The organism is Deinococcus radiodurans R1 = ATCC 13939 = DSM 20539 (genome assembly GCF_000008565.1).
Taxonomy (GTDB): domain Bacteria; phylum Deinococcota; class Deinococci; order Deinococcales; family Deinococcaceae; genus Deinococcus; species Deinococcus radiodurans.
In genome coordinates, this window is record NC_001263.1 from 625,018 (window position 1) to 646,289 (window position 21,272).

Here is a 21,272-nt window from a genome sequence, read left to right on the forward strand (position 1 = left end):
GACTCAGCAAAGTCAAGGAAGGCCAAAAAAGGACGGCGAGCGAAGGCCCCGCCGTCCGATTCTTTGGGCTGTTACTCGGCTTGCGTATCCGCCGGAATCACGAAGTAGTCAATCGGCTTAAAAGTCCCGTTGTTGCTGCCTTCTGCCGAGCACGCCGTGAGGCCCACAATCAGGTCCATCTCGGCGCGCAGTTCGAGCCGCTGCCCCGGTTGGGAAATAGGCGGGCCGATGTTGACCTTGCCCTTTTCGTCCACCAGCACGTTCATGAAGATGTTGAGGGTGGTCGGAATCTGGTCGGGCTCGATGCCGAAGGGCGCGAACGCCTTGACCAGATTGCCGAAGCAGCTCGGGTGCCCCTCGGCTGTGCCGGGCGGGTAGAGAATCTCGAAGGTCTCGGTCGAGCAGGGCGTGAGCAGAAAGTCGTGTCGGCCCACGTCGTCACGCAGCAGCGTAAACATCACCCGCGAGCGGTTGGAGTAGAGCTGGTGCCCGGTGGTGAGGTAAATCGTCTCGTTGTAGTCGAAGGTGCGGCCCGAGGACAGCCACTCGGCCTGCCCCTCACTACCAACGGTGTCGGCGGCGAAAGCCATCAGGTCGGACACTTGCTCGCCGAGGGGGTCAATCACGACCAGCACGTCGCCTTTACTCAGGCGAAAGCCGGTGCCGGTCTGCGGCGCGATGCGGTAAGGCTGCGCCTCGGTGGGGATGGAGGGCTGGGTCATGAGCTTCAGTCTGCCCCGTCGCCGAAGCCGAAAGGGCAGCGGCCCGCTGTGGGAGTGTTAGGAAACGGGGCCACCCAGCCGGGCTCCACCGCGCGGCCTGAGTATTGCCGGGCTTCGGGCGCCTCGCCGTAATTGGCGAGATTGGGGTTGAGGCTGCCCTGCAACTTCAGCTCGCGGCTGCGGATGGTCTGCTGCATCCGCTCGAAGCGCCCGGTGTCGCGCAGTTTCTGAAACTGACGGTGGGCGTTGAACACCAGCGCGGGCGCCGGAAACGCGCGGGCCACGCGGCTGCTGCCGGGATGCAGGCCGATGATGAAAAACCCGCGCCCGGCGAAAGAAAAGCCGAACTTGTTGCTGTGCGGGTCGGCGCTGACTTCCTCGCTGTAAGGCGCCGTGTCGAGCTGGTGCAGGGCGCGGAGCTGCTGCCAGAGCCGCTCCTCGAACTGCGGCTCGGTCATGCCTTCGGGCGAGTCGAAAGTGGCAATGAAGGACGTGAAATCGCTGCCGAGGTCGTCCTGGTCTTGCACGAAGCGGGCGAGGTCGTGCGCGAGGCCGARCGTGGCGCTCAGGCTGCCGAGTTCGCCGTACACGCCGAGCGCGTAGGCGCTGGTGTTCATGGACGCCTTGGCCGCCACGCAGGAAAAGTCGGGGGCCAGGATTTTTTCGCGGAAGGCCGCGTTCAGTTCGGCGGCGCGGGCCGACACCGGGCCCCGGGTGGGCTGCAACTCGCCCGCCTGGGCCAGGTGGTACTCACCGGGCAGGCCCGGCGGCGCAAACGGTTGGGAAAGAGTCGAAAGGGTCATTGAAAAGCTCTCCTTGTGAGGGCGGGGAAGGCAAAACGTCAGTCTTTTGCCACCCTAGCCGCCCACTGCTTTCTGGCAATGTACGAATGGCCCCGGAAACTTCATGCGCTAACGAACCGTCAAGCTCAGATGAGCAGGGCGCCGCCGACTCGTGACAGCCCAGGCCGGCCCGTGACAGTCGGCCACCGGCGGCGTAAGCTGCGGCGCGATGGAACTGCGACACCTGCGCCACTTCGTCGCTCTGGCCGAGGAAGAACACTTCGGGCGGGCCGCCGAGCGCGTCTTTGTGGTGCAGCAGGCGCTGAGCAGCTCGATTCGCAACCTCGAAGAAGAAGTGGGCGTGCAGCTCGTGACCCGCACCACCCGGCGCGTGCAGCTCACCCCGGCGGGCGAGGAATTTCTGATCGGGGCGCGGGCCACCCTGGCGCAGGCGGCGCAGACGGTGGAGCGGGCGCGCCGGGCCGCGCAGGGCGAGGTGGGGCGGCTGACCGTGGGCTTCGTCAGCGGGCTGGCGTTCGGGGGCCTCCCGGAAATCGTGCGGCGCTTTCGGGAGCTGTACCCGGCGGTCAGTGTGGACCTGCGCGAACTGACGGCTGGCGAGCAGGAAGCGGCGCTGCGTGGCGGGCAGATCGACGTGGGGCTGCTGCTGCTGCCGGTGCGTGACCCAGCCCTCGCGTCGCGGCCCCTGTGGCGCCTGCCGCTCGTGGCGGCCCTGCCCGCCGCGCACCCGCTGGCGTCGCGGACCACCCTGCGAATCGGCGACCTCAGCCAGGAGGACTTCGTGTTTTTTCCGCGCTACCTGCGCGCCACCTATTTCGACCAGGTCATGCACTGGTGCGCCGACGCGGGCTTTACGCCCCACGTGGTGCAGGAAGCCATCGAGATTCCCACCCTGCTCTCGCTGGTGGCGGCGGGGGTGGGAGTCTTCTTGCCTATCGAGTTTTTTGCGCGCCTGGCGCTGCCGGGGGTGGTCTACCGCCCGCTCGAAGGCGCCCCGGTGATCGAGATCGTGGCGGTGTGGCGGCGAGCGGCGGCAGGCGAACAGTCCACCCGGCCCACCGTGCAGGCCTTCTTGCAGGTGGCCGAGCGGGTGCTGAGCGGGGAGAACGGCGCGGGCGAGGCGACCCCGCTGCCCGTTCTGCCCACCGAGCCGCCCAGGTGACGCGCCGCATATAAAGAGAACTTTTACTTTAGTGGCCTGACCGCGCTGAATTGAGACATTTTCCCGCTTCGTTATGGTCTTGTGAGAGCTGCGGGGGTTTCCTGCTTTGTCTCAAGCGGCGCCCTGTCCTTTCCGCTTCCGTTGCTGCCTCGGTCCCCTTCGCCCTTCAAAGGAGCTTTCCCATGACCATGCTGAGTAAACCCGAACGCCTGAAGTCCATTCTCCAGAACCTGCGGATTTCGCTGCCCGAACTGCGCGGCGCGATGGTGGCGACCACCGATGGTCTGCCGATTGCCCAAGCGTTCAGCGACAACACCGACGCCAACCGTGTGGCCGCAATGGCCGCAACGGCGCTCGGTCTGGGCAAGCGCATCAACGACACGCTGGGCACGGGAAGCCTGAACGAGATGTCGGTGAGCGGGGTGGACGGTCAGGTGTTCATTTACTCGGTGGGGGCAAAAGGAGTGCTGGCGGTGGTGGCCCCGGCAGGGACGAACCTAGGGCTGCTGCACATGGAAGCCCGTGACGCCGCTCAAGCGGTCGCCAGCGTTCTCTGAGCTGCCAGTACACTCCATTCTTTTCAGCCTCCCCAGCAGTCGGCGCGTCGCCGGAGTTCCTGCCGGGGAGGTTCTTTTGCTGCCGGGGATTTGTCGTTTGGGAGGCGGTCGGTTTGCCCTGACGGCGCTATCCTCGGGGTCATGACAGCCACCACTTTCAAGCTCCCCGCCGTTGGGGAGACGCTGGGCCGCTACCACGTCGAGCGCGTGGAAGCCCTGCCCGAAATGTCCGGTCAGCTCATCTTGCTGCGCCACGAAAACGGCGCCCGGCACGCCCACGTCGCCCGCGAGGACGACAACCTCGCCTTCGGGGTGACTTTTCCCACTGTGCCCACCGACAGCAGTGGCGTGGCGCACATCCTGGAACACACCGTGCTGATGGGCTCGCAGAAGTTCCCGGTGCCCGACCCCTTTTTCTCGATGCTGCCGCGCTCGCTCAACACCTTCATGAACGCGATGACGGCGAGCGACTGGACCACCTACCCGTTCAGCACCCGCAACGTGCAGGACTACTACAACCTGCTCTCGGTGTACCTCGACGCGGCCTTTTTCCCGCTGCTGCGCTACGAGAGCTTCCGGCAAGACGGACACCGCTTCGAGTTCGAGACGCCTGATGATCCGACTTCGACCCTCAAGTTGCAGGGCGTGGTCTACAACGAGATGAAGGGCGCGATGGCCTCGCCCGGCAGCGTGATGTGGCGGGCGTTCGGCAAGGCGCTCTACCCCGACCTCACCTACGCCAACAACTCCGGCGGCTCCCCCGAGGACATCCCCGGCCTGACGTATGAAGACCTGCGGGCCTTCCACGCGGCGCACTACCACCCGTCGAACGCCTACTTTTTCAGCTACGGCAATCAGGATTTGCGCCGGGTGCTGGACACCATCGAAGAACAGGTGATGTCGCACTTCCAGCGGCAAGATCTCGACGTGAGCATTCCCGACCAGACCAATTTCAGCGAGCCGCGCCGCATGGACGTGAGCTACCCCGGCTCCGATACCGAGCGCGGCGGACAGGTGCTGCTCGGCTGGAAGCTGGGCTACGCCAGCGACCCCGACCTCAGCCTGCGCTGGGGCGTGCTGAGCGACGTGCTGCTCGGCAACGCGGCGGCCCCGCTGACCCGGCCCCTCATCGAGTCGGGCCTGGGCTCGGCGCTCGCGGACCTCAGCGGCTACCGCGACGACTTCCGCGAGGCGGCCTTTGCGGTGGGCCTCAAAGGGCTGAGCAGCGGCAAGGCGGCGCAGGTGCAGGAGCTGGTGCTGTCCACCCTGCGGCAGATTGCCGACGAGGGCATCGACCCGGCGCTGATCGAGGCGAGCCTGCACCAGTTCGAGATCAGCCAGAAGGAAGTGAGCAACGCAGGCTACCCCTACGGCCTCGGCGTGATGTTCCGGCTGCTCGGTCCCTGGATGAACGGCGGCGACCCGGTGACCGGCCTGCGCCTGGACGCCGAGCTGAGCAAGTTGCGCGCCGACCTGGAACGCGGCCCGGTGTTCGAGGACCTGATTCGCCACTGGCTGCTGGACAACCCCCACCGCGTGACCCTGGTCGTCACCCCCGACCCCGACCTCGCCGCCCGCAGCGAGCAGGCCGAGCGTGAGCTGGTGGCGCGGCTGAGCAAGGACTTCACCGACGAGGACCGCGCCCGGATCGTCCGCGAGAGCCTCAACCTCAAGAACCTCCAGGCCCAGGAATCCGACCCGAATGTGCTGCCGACCCTGACGCTTGCCGACGTGCCCGCGCGGGTGCCGCGCCCCGAGTACACCACCGAGCACTCGGGCCGGGCGCTGGTGGGACGTGTGCCGCAGCCGACCGGCGGGCTGACCTACCTTGACGTGAAGGTCCGGCTGCCCGAGCTGCCCAGCGACCTGCTGCTGGTGCTTCCGCTCTACGCCTTCGCCGTGACGCGCAGTGGGGCGGCGGGGCAGGACTACGCCGCGCTCGCCCGCCGCATCGAAGCGGTGACGGGTGGCATCGCGGCGGGTGCAAGTGTGGGCAACGGCCCCGACGCGGTGGACGAACTGCGAATTTCGCTGTCGTTCAGCGGGAAGGCGCTCGCCCGCAATGCGGGGGAACTTGTGAGCGTCCTGCGCGACGTAATTGCCGAACCGACCTTCGACCGCGAGCGCCTGCGGCAACTGCTCGAGCAGCGGCTGGCGGGCATGAAGGCCAGTGTGGTAAGCGCGGGCAACGCCTACGCCGAGCGGCTGGCGGGCGCCCAGGTCAGCTCCGGCGCGGCCATCAGCGAGCGTTTCGGCGGCCTCAGTCAGCTCGCGGCCCTCAAGGCGATTGTGGAAGGCGGCGCGGGCCAGCCCGAAGATCTCAATGACCGCCTCGACGCGCTGCTCGCGCAGTTCGGGCGGGTCACGACCCTGATCGCGCAGGGCGAGCCGCTGGTCTGCCTCACCGCTTTGCCGGAGGACGTGGGGCTCGACCTGACGCCCATCACCACCACGTTCCAGGGCGACGCGCCGGTCGGCCATCCACACCCTCAGCTCGCGGCGCGGGTGCCGCAGGCGCGGACCACCGACTCGCCGGTCGCCTTCAACGCGCTTGCCTTTGCCACTGTGCCCTACACCCACCCCGACAGCCCGGCGCTGCTGGTGCTCTCGCGCTTGCTGCGCAGCGAGTACCTGCTCGGCGAAATTCGCGAGAAGGGCGGGGCCTACGGCGCGGCGGCGAGCTTCGATGCCCGCAGCGGCGTCTTTGCCCTGAGCAGCTACCGCGACCCCAACATTGCCCGGACCTATGGGGTGTTCCGCGACGCCCGGCAGTTCCTCGACACCGACCTCGGCGAACGCGAACTCACCGAAGCGATTCTGGGCGCGAGCAAGACTCTCGACCCCCTCACCAGCCCCGATACGGTGGGCCGCCTGCGCTTCTACGGCGATCAGTCGGGCTTTACCCCCGAGGTGCAGGAGGCGTACAAGTCCCGGCTGCTCTCGGTCACGCTGGACGACCTGCGGCGCGTGATGGACACCTACCTGACGCCCGAGCACGCCGCCTACGCGCTGGTCGCGGGCAAGGACCCCAGCGAGGACACCGCCGAGCTGGGCCTGAAGTGGGACGTCCAGGGGATTTGAGGATGGTTGATAGTTGATGGTTCCGGCCTGTCGGCCTGATGGATGATGGAAGAAAGACCGCTGAGGCGAAGGCTTCGGCGGTTCTTCTTTCTATGACGTAATACGGCTTTCATCCGATTCCCGAACATCTGGAAAGGCGCCGGATGCTCGTCCATCTCGTTAAAAACGTATTTTTTCCATGCGCTCCGCGCAAAATTGTGCCCGGACATGTACGGGACTCAATTTGAAACCTTGTGACCTATGCTGGCGCCCATGCTCCGCCCCCCTTTGCTGCCCCTGCTGGCCCTCTCGCTCAGCGGTTGCCAACTGCTGCCCGCTGCGGCCCAGTCTCCCGTGCGGATAGGGCAAGTGTGTGGCGACATCGTGGAATTTTCGCCGCTCGGGAACCTCGGCCACTGCGACCTCGTGGAAGCGCGGGTAACGCTGGCCCGCTCTGCCAATCCCAAGACGGTGAGCGGGGGGCTTTTTAACCTGAAGACCGGGGCGGGCATCGCCCTGCACCTCGGTCATGCCGACGGGCAAAGGGGAGAGGTGTCGCTCTCGCCCGTGCGGGGGCAAGACTGGCAAAAGATATTCGCCTACGACACCGACTACGAACTGCGCGTGACGGCGCTGGACGGGCAGGGGCGCAAGTTGGAGCGGCGGGTCAGGCTCCATACCGAAAAGGCCCCGTACGAGCTGGCGTGGGTGAAAACGGCACTGCCGAAACCGGGCGACAGGGTCGTGACGGCGACCATCACCAACCGCACCCCGGAAGCCATTCAGGCGGGGGCCGTGCGGCTGGATGTGGTGTGTGACCAGTTGCACGGGACGGAGCGGCGGACGGTCTATTTCGGCTCCGATACGCAAAGTTTCGCCGCCAATGAAACGCGTCAGGTGCGTCTGCCCCTGCTCACGCAGCGCGACTTTCAGCCTCAGCCCTGGGCCGACGTTCCCTTTACCGAGTGCCGCAACGAATATGTGGAGGGGTTGCGGGGCCGCCGGGTCATCCCCTCGCGGACGCTGTAAGCGCGTTTAGCCCCGGTGGTAGGGCTCGCCTGCCGAGATGGTGGCGGCGCGGTACAGGGCCTCCACCAGCACCAGCATGGCGAGGTCGTGCGGCAAGGTCAGCTCGCCGAGGCTCCATAGCAACTTAGCCTGCCCCCGCAGCGCGTCGGTGTGGCCGTCCGGCCCGCCGATGGCGAAGGCGAGTTCGCCGTGCCCGCCGAGCGCTTCGGCGTCCAGATATTCACTGAGTTTTTCACTGCTGAACTGCTTGCCGCGCGGGTCAAGCAAAATCAGCGGGCTTTTGCCGGCGGCCTTCAGAATCGCCTCGCTCTCGGCCTGCTGCGTCTTGCCGCTGACCCGGCTGACCTGCACCTTGTGGTAGCGCCGCAGCCGCTTTTCGTACTCGTCCCAGCCGCTGCGGGCGTAGGCGAGCTTGGGTTCTCCGACAGTAATCAGGTGCAGGCGCATGGGGGCAGGGTAGAGGGTGAAGGTCAGTTTCGTTCCACCCGCCGGACCTGCTTGACCAGAGACCGAAGCTGCCGCAGGTGCTCGGGCGACGGCTGCGGGCCGTAACGCAGCGCGTTGAAGGTCCGGGCGATGTCGCGCAGCAGCGGGGCCTGCGCGGGGGAGAGCCCGGCGGCGCGTTCGGCGTAGGCGGTGGGTGTCTCGCCGGGGCCGCGCGGCAGCCGCAGCCGGGCGCCCAGGTCGTGCAGGGCGAGCAGCGCCGGGTCGCTGGGCCGCGCCCGCCGCCGCACGAACGCGAGCGCGGGCAGCAGCGTGAGCGCCGCTACGCCGAACAGAGCCAGCAGGTAGACCGGCGAACCGGGGCCGGAGATGCCCAGCCGCGTCAGCAGGGACCGCTGCTGCTCGCCGTCGTAGCTCACCACCCAGGTGTTCCACTGATTTTGCAGGGCGTCGAGCCGCAGTGTGGCGCGTTCGAGGGCGGTCCGCTCACGCGGCGCGGTGGCGCGGGGCTGCGTCAGGGCGGTGCCCAGGTCGGCCTGCACCCGCGCCGGGGCGACGGCGGCGGTGGGGTCCACCCGTACCCAGCCCTGACCTGCCAGCCACACCTCGGCCCAGGCGTGGGCGTTTTGCTGCCGCACGATGAGGTAGCCGCCGTCGGGGTTGACCTCGCCGCCCTGATAGCCGCCGACAATCCGGGCCGGGACGCCCGCCGCCCGCATCAGGAAGGCGAAGGCGCTCGAATAATGCTCGCAAAAGCCGCGTTTGCTGCCGAACAGGAAGGCGTCGATGCGGTTATCAGCGGGCAGCTTGGGCGGGTTGAGGGTATACGCGAAGTCCCCCTTGCGGAACACGTCCAGCCCGGCCTGCACCCGCTGCTCGGGCGCCAGCGTGCGCCACGACGCGGCGAGGGCGCGCGCCTGTGGGTTGGCGGCGTCCGGCGTGTCCGGCAGCGTCAGGTCTAGGTTGAGCCGGTCCTGGCTTTCTATTCTTCCCAGCAGCGCCGGCTGGCTGTGCCACTCGTAGCGCGTTCGCAGCGAGGCTGGGCGCAGGGTGGCGGCCTGAAAGGCGCTGGTCAGCAGGGCACTCTGGGGCAGCGTGGTGGGCACGTCGAGCGCCAGCAGCCACGGTTTGCCGTTCGGTTCTAGGGTGATGGAATAGTGCCAGACCGGCGCCCCCGGACGCGGCTCGGCGGACGGCGCGGCGAAGCGGCCCCGGACCTGCTGCCAGCCCTGACCGGTGAAGTGTTCGTAGACCGGCCCGCGCCAGTAACGCTCGTCGGGTGGGGGCAGCGGCCCGTCGAAGTCGGCGCGGAAGGCCACCGCGTCGCTCTGCGCGAGGTTGCTGTATTCCCCGGGGCTGATCTGGTCGGCCAGCCCGGTTTTGGCCCCCTGATTGATCGGCAACTGCCACAGCGGGCCATCAGGGCGCGGGAAAAAGATGAACAGCAGCGCCGCCAGCGGCAACGAGAGCAGCAGCAGCCGGGCACTCAATCCCAGCAGCGGGCGCGGCAGGACCGGGCCGGGCGCGGCTTCCGCTGCCGGGTCGCCGGCCCAGCGCGCCGCCGCCGCGAGGAGCAGCACACTGGCGAGGAGGCTATGCAGCGCGGTCAGCGGTCCCTGGTCGTGAAAAAAGTGGGTGCTGGTCACGAACAGGCCCAGCAGGGTGAGCAGCCGGGCGTCGCGCACCGTGCGCGTTTCGGCGGCTTTGAGCGCGAGCAGCGCGGCCAGCAGCGCCGTGCCCCCGTCCTGGCCGAGCAGCGTGCCGTAGGTGGCGTTGAGCCCGAGGGCCGCCACGACCACCAACGCCAGCAGCAGCACGGGGGGCAAAGGCCGCAGCTTGCGCCCCGGCTCGGCTTGCAGGCCCCGGTAGGTCAGCAGCCACAGCACCAGCGCACTCGTCCACAGCGGCCAGCGCAGCAGCCCCGGCAGCAGCGCCACGCCGAGCGCGAGCAGCGAGAATTGCAGCGGCGCGGCGGGCAGCGGCGTGGGGTGCGGTTCGCTGGTTTTGGGTCCGCCCAGCCACGCGGGCAGCGTCAGGAACTCGCTGGATGCCGGCTGCTCGGGCACCTCCGGAAAGGGAGGATGCAGGGCCAGCGCCCGCAGTGCCCGGACCGCGTGCGCGTCCCCACTGCCAACGGGCAAGGCTTGTCCCGGCAGCGTCAGCCGGAAGGGCACACCCGCCGCCCGCGCCGCCGTCACCCAGGCGGCCAGCCGCGAGAGCCGCGCTTCAACTTTGCCTTGAGTCGCCGTCCAGTTCAGGTCCCAGGCCTGCCCCAGCGGCGCGTCGAATTCGCGGGTCACGAGTTGACCGCTGCGCGCCGCGTGTCGCCAGGAAATCAGCCGGGGCGCGTCGCCCGCCACGTAGGGCCGCAACCCGGCGAAATCCTCCTGCCCAGCGGTGCGCCGCCCGTTCTCGCCGGGGCCGCTGGCCGCCAGCGTGGGAGGCGCGGGGGCGTCGGCTTCCGGCGCGGGGGTGACAGCGACTTCGGCCTCGACTTGCACGGGCACGGCGGCCTGCCACAGCCCGAAAGCGTCGTGTGCGACGAGCCTCACGTCACTCAGCCGCAGGGGGCCGCGCACCGGGTCCGGCACCTTCAGCGCGGCGGTCTGCGTGTCGCCGGCCCCGAGGGAAAGAGAGGCGGTCAGCGGCACCCGGCGCCCGTTCTGCTCGGCCCAGGCCCGCAGCGTGACTGGACTCGCCGCGCCCGCTTGCCGCACCTGCGCGGAAAACGCCATCTCGTGCCCGGCCACCGCCTCCACGGGCGCCTGCACGCTCAGGCTGAGGGTGCGCGCTGCCCGCCGCGCCTGCGCCGCCGTGACGATCCACACGCCGCTCAGCAGGAAGGTCAGGCCGTAGCCCAGGCTCAGCGCGTAGTTGATGCAGCCGATGAGGGTGAGCAGCACCAGCCCCAGAAACGCCCAGCCGAAGCGGGTCGGCCACAGCGGGAGCTTTGAGGACGTGAGATTTAGAGACATGAGCTTTAAGGACACAGCGCTCGCCTCACGGAATGGGCGTCTCGTCCAGCAGGCGCCGAATCACGTCGCCGGGCCGCGCCGCCGGGTCGCGCAGGACCAGTCGGTGCGAGGCGAGCGCGGGAAAGACCGCCTGCACGTCCTCGGGCAGCACCATGTCGCGCCCGGCGAGGTACGCCCAGGCCCGCGCCGCCGCGAGCAGCGCCAGCAGCGCGCGCGGGCTCAGGCCGCTGGCGATGGCCGGCTGCTCACGGGTCGCGCGGGCGAGCAGTTGCAGGTAGTCGAGCAGCGCGGGGGCGGCGTGCACGGCGTCCACCTCGGCCTGTGCCCGCAGCAGCAACGGCGCGTCCAGCACGGCGGGTAGCTCGCGCACGCTCTGGCCGCGCCCGCCCGTTTCCAGCAGTGTGCGCTCGGCGCGGGCGTCGGGATAACCGAGGGTGACGGTCATCAAAAAGCGGTCGAGTTGCGCTTCCGGCAGCGGCGAGGTGCCCACGAACGCCGCCGGGTTCTGGGTCGCAATCACGAAAAAGGGGTCGGGCAGCGGCCTCGTCACGCCGCCTTCGGACACCTGCCGCTCCTCCATCGCTTCGAGCAGGGCGCCCTGGGTGCGCGGGGTCGCGCGGTTGATTTCGTCGGCGAGCAGCAGCTCGGAAAAAATCGGCCCCGGCTGATAGCGAAAGGTGCTGCTCGCGGCGTCCCAGATGCTCACGCCCAGCAGGTCGGCGGGCAGCAGGTCGGACGTGAACTGCACCCGCCTGAACCCCAGCCCCAGCGTGCGGGCGAGCGCCTGCGCCAGCGTCGTCTTGCCCACGCCGGGCTGGTCCTCGATGAGCAGGTGCCCCCGCGCCAGCAGGCAGGCCACCGCGAGGCGCAGTTGGGTGGGCTTGCCAAGAATCACCTGGTCGAGTTGCTCCAGTGCCCGGTGCATCACCTGACTGGCCGCGCTGCCGTTTGGCGAGGAAACAGAAAACGTCGTGGGAGCGGTCGCCATGCCCTCAGCCTACGGGCGCCGCTCTGACAGAACTGGGACGTAGTGCCGAAAAAATGGGCCAGGAAGACCGGGGAAACAGGGCCGCGCGCTGGGCCGCTGGCAGGAGCTGTCATCCCTCCATCAGCCGCTGCGGGTAAGCTGCTGGCATGTCCCCTCGTGCGTTGCCGGGCCTCGTGGCCTGCCTGTTTGCCGGTTCCCTCTCTGCCGCCTGCGCCCAGTCCGGCGACCGCCCACTGTTCGTGCAGCCGCCCCAGATGCAGGGGGCCCCGGCCACGCCCGCCGCCAGCACGCCCATGTGGACGCCGCCCGCGCAGGCCGCCCCGGCTCAGCCCGCGCCCGTGCGTCCCGCTGCGGCAGCACCCGTCCGGCCCCTCCCTGCCCAGGCCGCGCCGGTCTCACCCGCGTCTGTTCCCCTTACGCCAGGGGTGCGCCCAGGGGCGAGCAGTCGCCCCGGCGTAACGCCGCGCGCGCTTCCCGCGTCGGGCCCGCGCCCGGCAGCGACGGCGACCCAGGCCCAGACCGCCGCGCCGCTCAAACTCCAGTTGATGCCCGTGTGGACTGGGCAGTTCATGGTGCGCCCGCGCGAGCTTGCGCCGTTCAATCCGTTGGGGCTGCCACAAGGCGCCGTGTCCCTCCGCTGAGCGTGTTCTAGGGTTGACGTTCAGACAGGCTGCCCCACCCCGCTAGCCTGCCCCCATGACCTCTCCTTTCCGCCTCTCCGCCCGCGCCCAGAGCCTCAAGCCGTCTGCGACAGTGGCGGTCACGTCCCGCGCCCTGGAACTCCAGCGTCAGGGCCTGGACGTGATTTCCATGAGCGTGGGCGAGCCGGATTTCGACACGCCGCCACATGTCAAGGCCGCCGGCATCGCCGCCATCGAGGAAGGCAAGACCAAATACACCCCGGTCAGCGGCATTCCCGAACTGCGCGAGGCCATCAGCGCCAAGTTTCGGCGCGAAAACGGCCTGGACTACGCGCCGAACGCCGTGACGGTAACGAGCGGCGGTAAACAGGCGCTGTTCAACGCCTTTTTCGCGTTGCTGAACCCCGGCGACGAGGTGCTGATTCCCGCGCCCCACTGGGTCAGCTACCCCGAAATGGTCGCGCTGACCGGCGCGGTGCCGGTAACCGTACCCACTACGCCGCAGCAGGGCTTTCAACTCGACCCGGACGCCCTCGCCGCCGCCATCACGCCGCGCACCCGCATGGTGATTCTCAACAGCCCCGGCAACCCGACGGGCGCGGTGTTTCCGCCGGAAACCTTGCGGGCGGTGGCCGACCTCGCCACGCAGCACGGCTTGATGATCGTCACCGACGAAATCTACGAGCACCTCGTCTACGACGCCGAGCAGGTCAGCATCGGCACCTACGCGCCGGAGCACACCCTGACCATCAATGGCGCGAGCAAAGCGTATGCCATGACCGGCTGGCGCATCGGCTACGCGGGCGGGCCGCGCGAGGTGATTGCCGCCATGAACGCGCTGCAATCGCAAAGCACCAGCAACGCCAGCAGCGTCAGCCAGTACGCCGCCCTCGCCGCGCTGGAACAGCACGAGGAAACCATGCGCTTCATCGACAGGGCCCGCACCGCCTACCGCGAACGGCGCGACCGCATCGTGGCGGGCCTCAACGCGCTGGGGTTGCCCACGCCCACGCCGCAAGGGGCCTTTTACGTGATGGCCGACACCCGCGCCATTCACACCGACGAACTCGAAGCCGCCCGCATCATTCTGGATGAGGCGCAGGTCGCCGTCGTGCCCGGCACCGATTTCGCCGCGCCGGGACAGGTGCGCCTGAGCTACGCGACCAGCATGGACAACATCGAGGAAGTGCTGCGGCGGCTGGAAGGGGTCGTGCGGCGCTAAACTTAAGGGATGAGTCCACGATTTCAGCGGTATGCGTGGCGTTCCCTGCCGGTGCTGGGGCTGCTGCTGGCCCTCGTGCTGGTGCTGAACTGGCTGGGCGAGGCCACCAAGACTGAGTGGCTGCACGTGGATTTCGGGCTGGCGCTGACCATCTTCGCCATCAATTTTGCCCTCCGCTGGTGGACCCGCACCGACCCTGGACGGCGCGAATGAAGCTGCTCGCCCTGTCCGGCAGCCTGCGCGCCGACTCAGTGAATACCGCGCTGCTGCGGGCGCTGGCAGAGGCGGCTCCGGCAGGGGTGGAGGTCTGTTTTTTTGATGGCCTACGCGACCTCCCGCTCTTCAACCCCGACGCTGAGGAGAGGGAAAACGCGGCGGTAACAGCCTGGCGAGCGGCGCTGCGCGGGGCCGATGCAGTCGTCATCAGTTCCCCCGAGTACGCCCACGGCATCCCCGGCGCGTTCAAGAATGCCCTCGACTGGGTGGTGGGCAGCGCCGAGTTCGACGGCAAGCCGACGCTGCTGCTCTGTGCCTCGGCTCGTCCGCAACACGCGCCTGCGCAGCTCGCCGAGGTGCTGCGGACGATGGGCGCGCGGGTGCAGGGGCCGCACCTGCTCGACCTCCCCGGCAACGTCGCGGCGGCGCAGTCGGCCCTGCGAACCCCGGCGCAGCAGGCTGAAGCCCGTGAGCTGCTGGCGGCGCTCTTGCCCTGAGCGGGGAACTTTTGCCCGCTGCCGGGCGTATTCCGTCCCGAGATGACCAACATGCAGCTGGGCAACGAAGGCACCTACTCCCTGCGCGATTTCCTGGCCCAGACTGCCGAGCGCGACAACCCCGGCGAGGTCTTTGAGCTGGAATCGAGCAAGATGCTGGAGGTCAGGGTCAATGGCCGCATCTGGAGCAAGCTCGGCGCGATGGTGGCGTACAAGGGCCAGCTCTCGTTCAAGCGCGAGGGCACGCTCGAAGGCGGGCTGATGAAGGCCTTCAAGCGGGCGGTGAGCCAGGAAATGTCGCCGCTCGCCAAAATCGAGGGCCGGGGCGTGGCGTACCTGGCCGACCAGGGCAAGGAAATCCAGATTCTGCGGCTCGCGGGCGAGAGCCTGAACGTCAACGGCAACGACCTGCTCGCCTTCGAAGACAGCGTGCAGTACGACATCACCATGCAGCGCCGGGTGGCGGGCATGGCGGCGGGCGGGCTGTTCAGCGTGCGGGTGCAGGGGCACGGCATGGTCGCCGTCCTCAGCCACGGCAAACCGCTGACCCTGCGTGTGACCCCGCACGAGCCGATTTACACTGACCCCAACGCCACCATCGCCTGGAGCGGCAACTTGCAGCCGCAACTCGTGATGGACACCAGCCTGCGCTCCATCTTCGGGCGCGGCGGCGGCGAAAGCTACCAGATGGTCTTTCAGGGCGACGGCTTCGTGGTCGTGCAGCCCTACGAGGAATTTGGCGCCGGGATGCTCGGTGGCGAGAGCGGAGGCGGCCTCGGACGGACGATGGGCGACCTTTTCGACTGAGTAGCAAGAAGGGGGGAGGCCAGGGCAACCGCTCCGGCCTCTTTTCCTTTTGCCGTCTCCAGCCCACGCAGGACCGCCGCCCGGACTCACGCTGCTACACTCCCAGACGATGAGTCTGGTGGTTATGGCAACAGGGGGGACGGGTGGTCACATTTACCCCGCCGTCGCCACCGCGAAAGAACTCCGGGGGCGTGGGTACGAAGTCGCGCTGATGGGGCAAAAGGGCGGCATGGAAGAAGGCATCGCCGAGCGTGAGGGCCTGACGTTTTACGGTGTGGACGCGGGCAAGCTCGCCCGCAGCGGTCAGGGCCGCCCCGACCCCCGGCAACTCTTGAAGGCAGGGCAGGGCCTCGCGCAGGCGCGGCGCACCCTGGCGGGCCTGAACCCGGCGGCGGTCGTCGGTTACGGCGGCTTCGCCAGCTTGCCCGGCGTCCTCGCGGCGCAGAGCCTCGGGATTCCCACCATCCTGCACGAGCAAAATGCCCGGCTCGGCCTCACGCAGCGCCTCGCCGTGCGCCGCGCCCGCGCTGTGGGCACCGCCTACGACAAGGTGATCGGCCTCGACCCGCGCAAGGCCACCCTGGTCGGGATGCCGGTGCGCGAGGAACGGATGCCCCGCGCCGAAGCCCTGGCCGCACTCGGCCTGCGCGACGGGCCGATCACGATCATGGTGATGGGCGGCTCGCAGGGGTCGCTCTACCTCAACCAGCAGGTGCCGGGTATTCTCTGGCGGCTCTTTGGCAAGGTCGGCAAACTGCGCGGCAAGGGCGACAGCGTGCCGCCTATCGACCTCGACCTGCGCGGCCCGCACCTTATCGAAAACGCGCGCAGCCGTGAGGTGCAGGTGCTGCACGCCACCGGCCCCCGCTGGCTGGCAGAGGTGCAGCCCAAAGTCGAAAACCTGCCCTGGTACCACGTTACCGGCTACGTGGACGCGGTGGCGGCGTGGTCAGTCGCCGACCTCGGCATCACCCGCGCCGGCACCGGCACGCTCGCCGAGGCCGCCTTTCACGGCGTGCCGCTCGTCATGGTGCCGCTGCCCGAATCCGCCGAGAACCACCAGTACCACAACGCCGTCGCCGTGGAGCAGGCCGGGGCGGGCCGGGTCGTGGAGCAGAAGGTCTTGCCCGAGACCCTGGAAAAGGTGGTGTTAGAGTGTGCCGCACCGGGCAAGCGCGCGGCCATGCGTGACGCTGCCCAGAAACGCGCCCGTCCCGGCGCCGCCGCCCGCTTCGCCGACCTGATCGAAGTCCAGCTTCGCCGCGCGCCTTCCCCGACTGCCCATGCCCCAACTGCCCATGACTGACTCTGCCCCCCTTCCCACACCGGCCCCCTCCTCGCCTGCTCAACCCTCTGCTCAGCCTTCGCTGCACTACCACTTGCTCGGCATCGGCGGCATCGGCATGAGCGCCTTTGCCCGGCTGCTCGCGACGCGGGGTCACCGGGTCAGCGGCTGCGACCAGAACCTCGGCGCCCAGACGGCGGGCCTGGAGGCGCAGGGCATTCCCGTTGCGGCAGGCCACGCCGCCGCCCATGTCACCGAGGAGCCGTTTGGCAAAATTGACGTGCTGGTGGCGTCCGAAGCCGTGCCCAAGTCGCACCCCGAACTCGCGGCGGCGCGGGCGGCGGGCGTGGAAGTGCGCCCGCGCATGGCTCTGCTCGGCGAACTGCTCGCGGCGGGCCCGAGCGTGGGCGTGATCGGCACCCACGGCAAGACGACCACCACCAGCATGATCGCGGTGGCGATGTACGGCGCGGGGCTCGATCCCTCGGCGTTCGTCGGCGGCAACGTGCCCGAGTTCGGCGGCAACGCCCGCACCGGCACTGGCCCTTTCGTCGCCGAGGTGGACGAGTCCGACCGGGGCTTTGCGCTGCTCGGCTGCGAAACGGCCGTGTTCACCAACGCCGAGGACGACCACGTGGGCGGCGAACTGGCGACCTACTGGTCCACGGTGGAGGAGCAGCATGCTGGCTTCGCCCGCTTCGTGGCGCAGTCGGGCCGGGTGTTGTTCTGTGCCGACTGGCCGGGCCTGGACACGCTGTGCAGCGGCGCGCGGGAGCAGCTCACCTACGGGCAGAGCGCGGGCGCCGATTACCGCGCCGTGAACGTGCGCCCCGACGAAAGCGGGACGACCTTCGATGTGGAGTTCCGGGGCGAGCGGCTGGGCGAGGCCCGCGTCAGTCTGCCCGGCACCCACAACGTGCTCAACGGGCTGGCGGCGCTCGCAGTCACGCACCTCTACGGTGGCGACTTTGACCGCGCCGCCCGCGCCCTGGCCGACTTTCATGGGCCGGGCCGCCGCTGGGAAATCAAGGGCGAGCGCGGCGGCGCTCTGGTGGTGGACGACTACGCTCACAACGCCACCAAAGTCGCCTCGGCAGTGCAGGCGGCGCGGCAGACCGGGCGCCGGGTCCGCGTGGTCTTTCAGCCCCACCGCTACCTCCGCACGCAGCAGAGCTGGCCGCGCCTTGCCGACGCGCTGATGGACGCCGATGAGGTGCTGGTGCTCGACATCGCCGCCGCTTCCGAAACCCCGATTGAAGGCGTGCACGCCACCCTCATCACCGACCGCATGACGCAGGGCGGTCACCCGAATGTGCATTACTGCCCCGACCGTGCCGCCGTCGTGCGCGACCTGCGCGAGTCGGCGCAGCCCGGCGACATCATCGTCACGATGGGCGCGGGCGACGTGTACCGCATCGCCGAAGAAGTGGTGGGGGGCAGCGCGTGAGCCGCAGTGGGGCGCGGGTGGAGCGCGTTCCCCTCGCCCGTTACACGACGCTGGGCGTGGGCGGCGAGTCCGAGATGTGGTTCGTCGAAACCCACGAGCAGCTCGCCGAGGCCATGAGCGCGCCTTACCGCATCCTCGGCGGCGGCAGCAACCTCGTCGTCTCCGATTCGGGCGTGCCCGAGCGCGTCCTGCGCCTCAGCGGCCCGCTCGCCGAGCGCGACCTGACGCCCGACCCCGAACTGTCCACGCCTGACCTCATCGTGACCGGCTGGGTGGGCGGCGGCGTGCCCCTCCCCGGCCTGATTCGCGCCTTGCAAAAGCTCGGCTGGAGCGGGCTCGAAGGCACGGTGGGCATTCCCGGTCAGGTGGGCGGCTCGGTGTGGATGAACGCGGGCACCCGCTTCGGCGAGATGTTCGACGGCCTGCACACCATCGAAATCGTGACGCCGGACGGCGTGCGGCAGGTCACGCCCGATGACCTGAAGTGGGGTTACCGCCAGAGCGGCATTCCGCGCGGCCACGTCGTGTCGCGGGTGCGCCTCAAGCTGCGGCCCTCCACCCCGGAAGCCGTGCTGGCGAAGATGGAGCACGCCGACCAGGCCCGCAAAGGCCAGCCCAAGAACAAGACGCCCGGCTGCGCCTTCAAGAACCCCGGCGGCGTGAGCGCGGGCAAACTGATCGACGAGGCGGGACTCAAGGGTACCCAGGTCGGCAACGCCCGCATCGCGCCCGAGCACGGCAACTTCATCGTGAACCTCGGCGGGGCGACGGCGGCGGACGTGCACGCGCTGCTGGCCCTCATCCGTGAGCGGGTGGGCGTGCCGCTCGAACTCGAATACGAGCTGTGGCCTGAGCAGTTGGGCGGGTAATGCCCCAGCAAAGATCCCAGGCAAAGACACGGCCAAAGGGAGGCGCCCGGACAGGTGCCCTCCCTTTTCGCTGTTCCCTGCGGCACAATGACGGCGTGAACCGACCGATGAGGGGCCGCCCGTGAAAGACGACCCGCGCCCCGCCCCGCCGCCCGCCGACCCCCGGACTCCGCGCCCCCCGCGCCTGGACTTCGACCTCAACGACTTTTCCGCGCCGCAACCGCAACCGGCGGAGTGTGAGCCCCAGCGGCCCCCCCCACTGCAGCCTGAGCTGCGAGCGGAGGGCGCGCCGACGCCTGCCCCCACTCCGGCGCCCCGGCCCCGGCGTTCGCCCGCTCGGCCCCGCCGCGCCCACAAACCGGGGTGGTGGGTGCTGGGTGCAGCAGTCCTCGCCGGGCTGCTGTACCTCAGCTGGGCGCAGGTGCCGGTGCGGCAGGTGGTGGTGAGCGGCAATACCCACCTCGCGGCGGACGAGGTGCGGCGCCTCGCAGGATTGCCAGCAGGCGAGTCGCCGTTCGGCTGGCTGTACTACGGGCGCTGGAAGGCCAAGGGGCTGCTCACCTCGCCCTGGATCGCTTCGGCAGAGGTCACCCGGCAGTTTCCCGACACGGTCCGCATTCAGGTGAACGAACGTCAGCCGCTCGCTCGCTGGCGCCGCACCGGGCAGCCGGAGCTGCTGCTCGCCGAGGACGGCACCGCGTTGCCGATCCGTCCCGGAGTGACTGCGGGGAATCTAGCTATGCTGCCGGTCATCAGCGGCTGGGGTCCTGAACGACTGTCCGAGGCCCTGCGGCTGACCCGCGCCCTGTCGCGCTACACTGTGCAATCGGTGACGTATACCCCGTCGGGCCTGAGTGCACAGACTGCCTCTGGGACGGCGTGGGGCGGCGACCTGGAAACCTTCGTCAAGTATGCTGGGAGTATCGGCATGTACCCAAATAAGCAAATCCATATCTACCCCTGGGGGGTGAGCGTCCAGGAATGAGAGAAAACAGCATCATCGTGGGCCTGGACATCGGCACCACCAAGATCACCACCGTGATCGGCGAGGTCGCGCCCGACGGGACCATCGACATCATCGGTGAAGGCAGCGTGCCCAGCGAGGGCATGAAGCGCGGCAGCGTGATCAATCTGGAACGGGCCACCCAGGCGATCAAACAGTCACTTCACGCCGCCGAGCGCGTCAGCGGCGTGCGGGCGTGGAACGTCTTTGTCAGCGTGGGCGGCAACCACACCAAGGCCATGACCAGCCACGGCCTCGCCGCCATTCGCCGCCAGCAGGAAATCAGCCCACCCGACGTGGAGCGCGCCATCGAGAACGCCCGCGCCGTGCCGCTCGACCCCAGCCTCGAAATCCTGCACACCATTCCGCAGGAATACGTGGTGGACGGTCAGGAAGGCATCAAAAACCCGGTCGGAATGCACGGCGTGCGCCTCGAAGTGGACGTGCATATCGTGGCGGGCTCGGCGGGGCCGCTGCTCAACCTGCGCCGCTGCGTGCAGGAAGCGGGGCTCCAGATCGAGGGCTTCGTGCTGCACTCGCTCGCCTCGGGGCTCGCGACCCTCGACCACAGCGAGCAGAACCAGACCACCGTGGTCGTGGACATGGGCGGCGGCACCACCGACATCGGGGTGTTCAAGCGCGGCAACCTCGCTCACTCGGCGAGCATTCCCATCGGCGGCGACCACGTGACCGCCGACCTCGCGCAGATCCTCAAGATTCCCATGGAGGAAGCCGAGAAGGTCAAGCGGCACTACGGCGCGGCCATTCCCGAACTCGCCGATCAGGAACTGACGCTCGAAATCACCACGGCGTCGGGTGCCACCCACGCCATCAGCGCCTACGAACTCTCGCGGGTCATCCGCCCGCGCGTAAGCGAGATCTACGGCCTGATTCGAGACGAAATTGATCAGGCGCTCGGCCCGGTCGAACTCGTCGCGCAGTCGGTGGTGCTGACCGGCGGCGGCGCCCAGCTTCCCGGCGCGGTGGACCTCGCCCGCGAGCGTTTCCGGCTCCCCACCCGCCTCGGGCGNCCCCGCGGCATTCACGGCCTGAGCGACATCGTGGGCGACCCGGCGCACGCCTGTAGCGTGGGCATGGTGCTCTACGGCATCACCCAGGACGGGCGGGTGCCGAGCGGTCTCGACGACGGCGGCGACCCTGCCGGTTATACCGAGTACGCGGGCCGCCACGACCAGGGCTACCCGCAGGGCGGCTACCCGGCGCCGGGCTACCTCACCGCGCCGACCGGCGGAACCCACGTCGCGCCGCAGGGCACCCCCGGCTCGTACCCGGGGCCCGGCTACGTGGTGTCGGGGGGCCAATCCCAGGGCCAGCCGTATCCGCCCATGCCGAACACGGGCAGCCACAGCGCAGGCGTCCCCAGCATGAGCGGGCCGGTCATCGGCGGCCAGGTGGTCGGCGTGGACCCGCACGCCCAGGTGCTGGTGGACGGTCAGCCGCAACGGCCCCCGAGTGGCCCCAAAGTCAGTTTGATGGACCGGGTCAGGTCCCTGTTCCGCGACTGGTTCTGAGCCGTTTTTTACC

19 protein-coding genes are annotated in these 21,272 nt (G+C 69.0%); 14 read left to right on the forward strand and 5 right to left on the reverse strand.

The window, feature by feature from the left end; genetic code table 11:
• Positions 1 to 71: 71 nt before the first annotated feature.
• Positions 72 to 722: a DUF1989 domain-containing protein gene (locus DR_RS03185; RefSeq protein ID WP_010887258.1), complete on the reverse strand. Its 651-nt coding sequence runs from the start codon at positions 720 to 722 to the stop codon at positions 72 to 74.
• 5 nt (positions 723 to 727) lie between these two features.
• Positions 728 to 1,525, reverse strand: a complete 798-nt coding sequence (gntA, locus tag DR_RS03190) for a guanitoxin biosynthesis heme-dependent pre-guanitoxin N-hydroxylase GntA (protein ID WP_234944670.1) — start codon at positions 1,523 to 1,525, stop codon at positions 728 to 730.
• Positions 1,526 to 1,733: 208 nt separating this feature from the next.
• Here gntA and oxyR point away from each other — a divergent pair, with 208 nt between their 5' ends.
• The 4 genes from oxyR (at position 1,734) to DR_RS03210 (ending at position 7,333) form a co-directional block, all read left to right on the forward strand.
• Positions 1,734 to 2,687, forward strand: a complete 954-nt coding sequence (oxyR, locus tag DR_RS03195; RefSeq protein WP_010887260.1) for a hydrogen peroxide-inducible genes activator OxyR — start codon at positions 1,734 to 1,736, stop codon at positions 2,685 to 2,687.
• Positions 2,688 to 2,869: 182 nt separating this feature from the next.
• Positions 2,870 to 3,244 carry a roadblock/LC7 domain-containing protein gene (locus DR_RS03200; RefSeq protein ID WP_027479510.1) on the forward strand — a complete coding sequence of 125 codons (375 nt, stop codon included), beginning with the start codon at positions 2,870 to 2,872 and terminating at the stop codon, positions 3,242 to 3,244.
• Between the two features lie 141 nt (positions 3,245 to 3,385).
• Positions 3,386 to 6,325 (forward strand): insulinase family protein, encoded by a 2,940-nt coding sequence (locus DR_RS03205; protein WP_027479509.1) that lies wholly within the window; start codon positions 3,386 to 3,388, stop codon positions 6,323 to 6,325.
• Between the two features lie 252 nt (positions 6,326 to 6,577).
• Positions 6,578 to 7,333 (forward strand): hypothetical protein, encoded by a 756-nt coding sequence (locus DR_RS03210; RefSeq protein WP_010887263.1) that lies wholly within the window; start codon positions 6,578 to 6,580, stop codon positions 7,331 to 7,333.
• 6 nt (positions 7,334 to 7,339) lie between these two features.
• Here DR_RS03210 and DR_RS03215 read toward each other — a convergent pair whose 3' ends face one another.
• The 3 genes from DR_RS03215 to DR_RS03225 are packed head-to-tail and all read right to left on the reverse strand — an operon-like array spanning position 7,340 to position 11,740.
• Positions 7,340 to 7,780 carry a 23S rRNA (pseudouridine(1915)-N(3))-methyltransferase RlmH gene (locus DR_RS03215; protein WP_010887264.1) on the reverse strand — a complete coding sequence of 147 codons (441 nt, stop codon included), beginning with the start codon at positions 7,778 to 7,780 and terminating at the stop codon, positions 7,340 to 7,342.
• A 23-nt stretch (positions 7,781 to 7,803) separates the two neighbouring features.
• Positions 7,804 to 10,752: a transglutaminaseTgpA domain-containing protein gene (locus DR_RS03220; RefSeq protein ID WP_034349466.1), complete on the reverse strand. Its 2,949-nt coding sequence runs from the start codon at positions 10,750 to 10,752 to the stop codon at positions 7,804 to 7,806.
• A 25-nt stretch (positions 10,753 to 10,777) separates the two neighbouring features.
• Positions 10,778 to 11,740 (reverse strand): AAA family ATPase, encoded by a 963-nt coding sequence (locus tag DR_RS03225; RefSeq protein ID WP_010887266.1) that lies wholly within the window; start codon positions 11,738 to 11,740, stop codon positions 10,778 to 10,780.
• A gap of 146 nt (positions 11,741 to 11,886) precedes the next feature.
• Here DR_RS03225 and DR_RS03230 point away from each other — a divergent pair, with 146 nt between their 5' ends.
• From DR_RS03230 to ftsA, 10 genes are all read left to right on the forward strand, one after another.
• On the forward strand, positions 11,887 to 12,381 hold the full coding sequence (locus DR_RS03230) for a hypothetical protein (protein ID WP_010887267.1): 495 nt from the start codon (positions 11,887 to 11,889) through the stop codon (positions 12,379 to 12,381).
• 55 nt (positions 12,382 to 12,436) lie between these two features.
• Entirely contained in the window at positions 12,437 to 13,603 is a 1,167-nt protein-coding gene (locus DR_RS03235) for a pyridoxal phosphate-dependent aminotransferase (RefSeq protein ID WP_010887268.1), read from the forward strand.
• 9 nt (positions 13,604 to 13,612) lie between these two features.
• A complete protein-coding gene (locus tag DR_RS03240) occupies positions 13,613 to 13,816 on the forward strand; it encodes a hypothetical protein (RefSeq protein WP_027479508.1) in 204 nt (67 codons plus the stop codon).
• The gene (locus DR_RS03245; protein ID WP_051618765.1) at positions 13,813 to 14,316 is read left to right on the forward strand and encodes an NADPH-dependent FMN reductase; all 504 of its coding nucleotides are present in this window, start codon (positions 13,813 to 13,815) and stop codon (positions 14,314 to 14,316) included. The genes DR_RS03240 and DR_RS03245 overlap by 4 nt, the downstream gene beginning before the upstream one ends.
• A 42-nt stretch (positions 14,317 to 14,358) precedes the next feature.
• Entirely contained in the window at positions 14,359 to 15,123 is a 765-nt protein-coding gene (locus tag DR_RS03250) for an AIM24 family protein (RefSeq protein ID WP_010887270.1), read from the forward strand.
• 109 nt (positions 15,124 to 15,232) lie between these two features.
• Positions 15,233 to 16,429: an undecaprenyldiphospho-muramoylpentapeptide beta-N-acetylglucosaminyltransferase gene (gene murG / locus DR_RS03255; RefSeq protein WP_034349463.1), complete on the forward strand. Its 1,197-nt coding sequence runs from the start codon at positions 15,233 to 15,235 to the stop codon at positions 16,427 to 16,429.
• Positions 16,422 to 17,855: a UDP-N-acetylmuramate--L-alanine ligase gene (gene murC / locus DR_RS03260; RefSeq protein WP_027479507.1), complete on the forward strand. Its 1,434-nt coding sequence runs from the start codon at positions 16,422 to 16,424 to the stop codon at positions 17,853 to 17,855. Before murG ends, murC begins: the two co-directional genes overlap by 8 nt.
• Complete coding sequence (locus DR_RS03265; protein WP_010887273.1) at positions 17,852 to 18,724, forward strand: UDP-N-acetylmuramate dehydrogenase; 873 nt, start codon at positions 17,852 to 17,854, stop codon at positions 18,722 to 18,724. Before murC ends, DR_RS03265 begins: the two co-directional genes overlap by 4 nt.
• Before the next feature lie 121 nt (positions 18,725 to 18,845).
• On the forward strand, positions 18,846 to 19,709 hold the full coding sequence (locus DR_RS03270) for a cell division protein FtsQ/DivIB (protein ID WP_010887274.1): 864 nt from the start codon (positions 18,846 to 18,848) through the stop codon (positions 19,707 to 19,709).
• Positions 19,706 to 21,259, forward strand: coding sequence for a cell division protein FtsA (gene ftsA, locus DR_RS03275; RefSeq protein WP_010887275.1), 1,554 nt, complete (start codon positions 19,706 to 19,708; stop codon positions 21,257 to 21,259). Before DR_RS03270 ends, ftsA begins: the two co-directional genes overlap by 4 nt.
• Positions 21,260 to 21,272: the final 13 nt, after the last annotated feature.

Excerpts from the sequence above, each read along its gene's own strand:
- DR_RS03240 (WP_027479508.1), top strand. The coding sequence starts at position 13,613 with ATGAGTCCACGATTTCAGCGGTATGCGTGGCGTTCCCTGCCGGTGCTG.
- DR_RS03205 (WP_027479509.1), top strand. The coding sequence starts at position 3,386 with ATGACAGCCACCACTTTCAAGCTCCCCGCCGTTGGGGAGACGCTGGGC.
- DR_RS03225 (WP_010887266.1), bottom strand. The coding sequence starts at position 11,740 with ATGGCGACCGCTCCCACGACGTTTTCTGTTTCCTCGCCAAACGGCAGC.
- DR_RS03245 (WP_051618765.1), top strand. The coding sequence starts at position 13,813 with ATGAAGCTGCTCGCCCTGTCCGGCAGCCTGCGCGCCGACTCAGTGAAT.
- DR_RS03235 (WP_010887268.1), top strand. The coding sequence starts at position 12,437 with ATGACCTCTCCTTTCCGCCTCTCCGCCCGCGCCCAGAGCCTCAAGCCG.
- DR_RS03220 (WP_034349466.1), bottom strand. The coding sequence starts at position 10,752 with ATGTCTCTAAATCTCACGTCCTCAAAGCTCCCGCTGTGGCCGACCCGC.
- murG (WP_034349463.1), top strand. The coding sequence starts at position 15,233 with ATGAGTCTGGTGGTTATGGCAACAGGGGGGACGGGTGGTCACATTTAC.
- DR_RS03185 (WP_010887258.1), bottom strand. The coding sequence starts at position 722 with ATGACCCAGCCCTCCATCCCCACCGAGGCGCAGCCTTACCGCATCGCG.
- DR_RS03230 (WP_010887267.1), top strand. The coding sequence starts at position 11,887 with ATGTCCCCTCGTGCGTTGCCGGGCCTCGTGGCCTGCCTGTTTGCCGGT.
- DR_RS03210 (WP_010887263.1), top strand. The coding sequence starts at position 6,578 with ATGCTCCGCCCCCCTTTGCTGCCCCTGCTGGCCCTCTCGCTCAGCGGT.
- murC (WP_027479507.1), top strand. The coding sequence starts at position 16,422 with ATGACTGACTCTGCCCCCCTTCCCACACCGGCCCCCTCCTCGCCTGCT.
- DR_RS03200 (WP_027479510.1), top strand. The coding sequence starts at position 2,870 with ATGACCATGCTGAGTAAACCCGAACGCCTGAAGTCCATTCTCCAGAAC.
- DR_RS03215 (WP_010887264.1), bottom strand. The coding sequence starts at position 7,780 with ATGCGCCTGCACCTGATTACTGTCGGAGAACCCAAGCTCGCCTACGCC.
- oxyR (WP_010887260.1), top strand. The coding sequence starts at position 1,734 with ATGGAACTGCGACACCTGCGCCACTTCGTCGCTCTGGCCGAGGAAGAA.
- DR_RS03250 (WP_010887270.1), top strand. The coding sequence starts at position 14,359 with ATGACCAACATGCAGCTGGGCAACGAAGGCACCTACTCCCTGCGCGAT.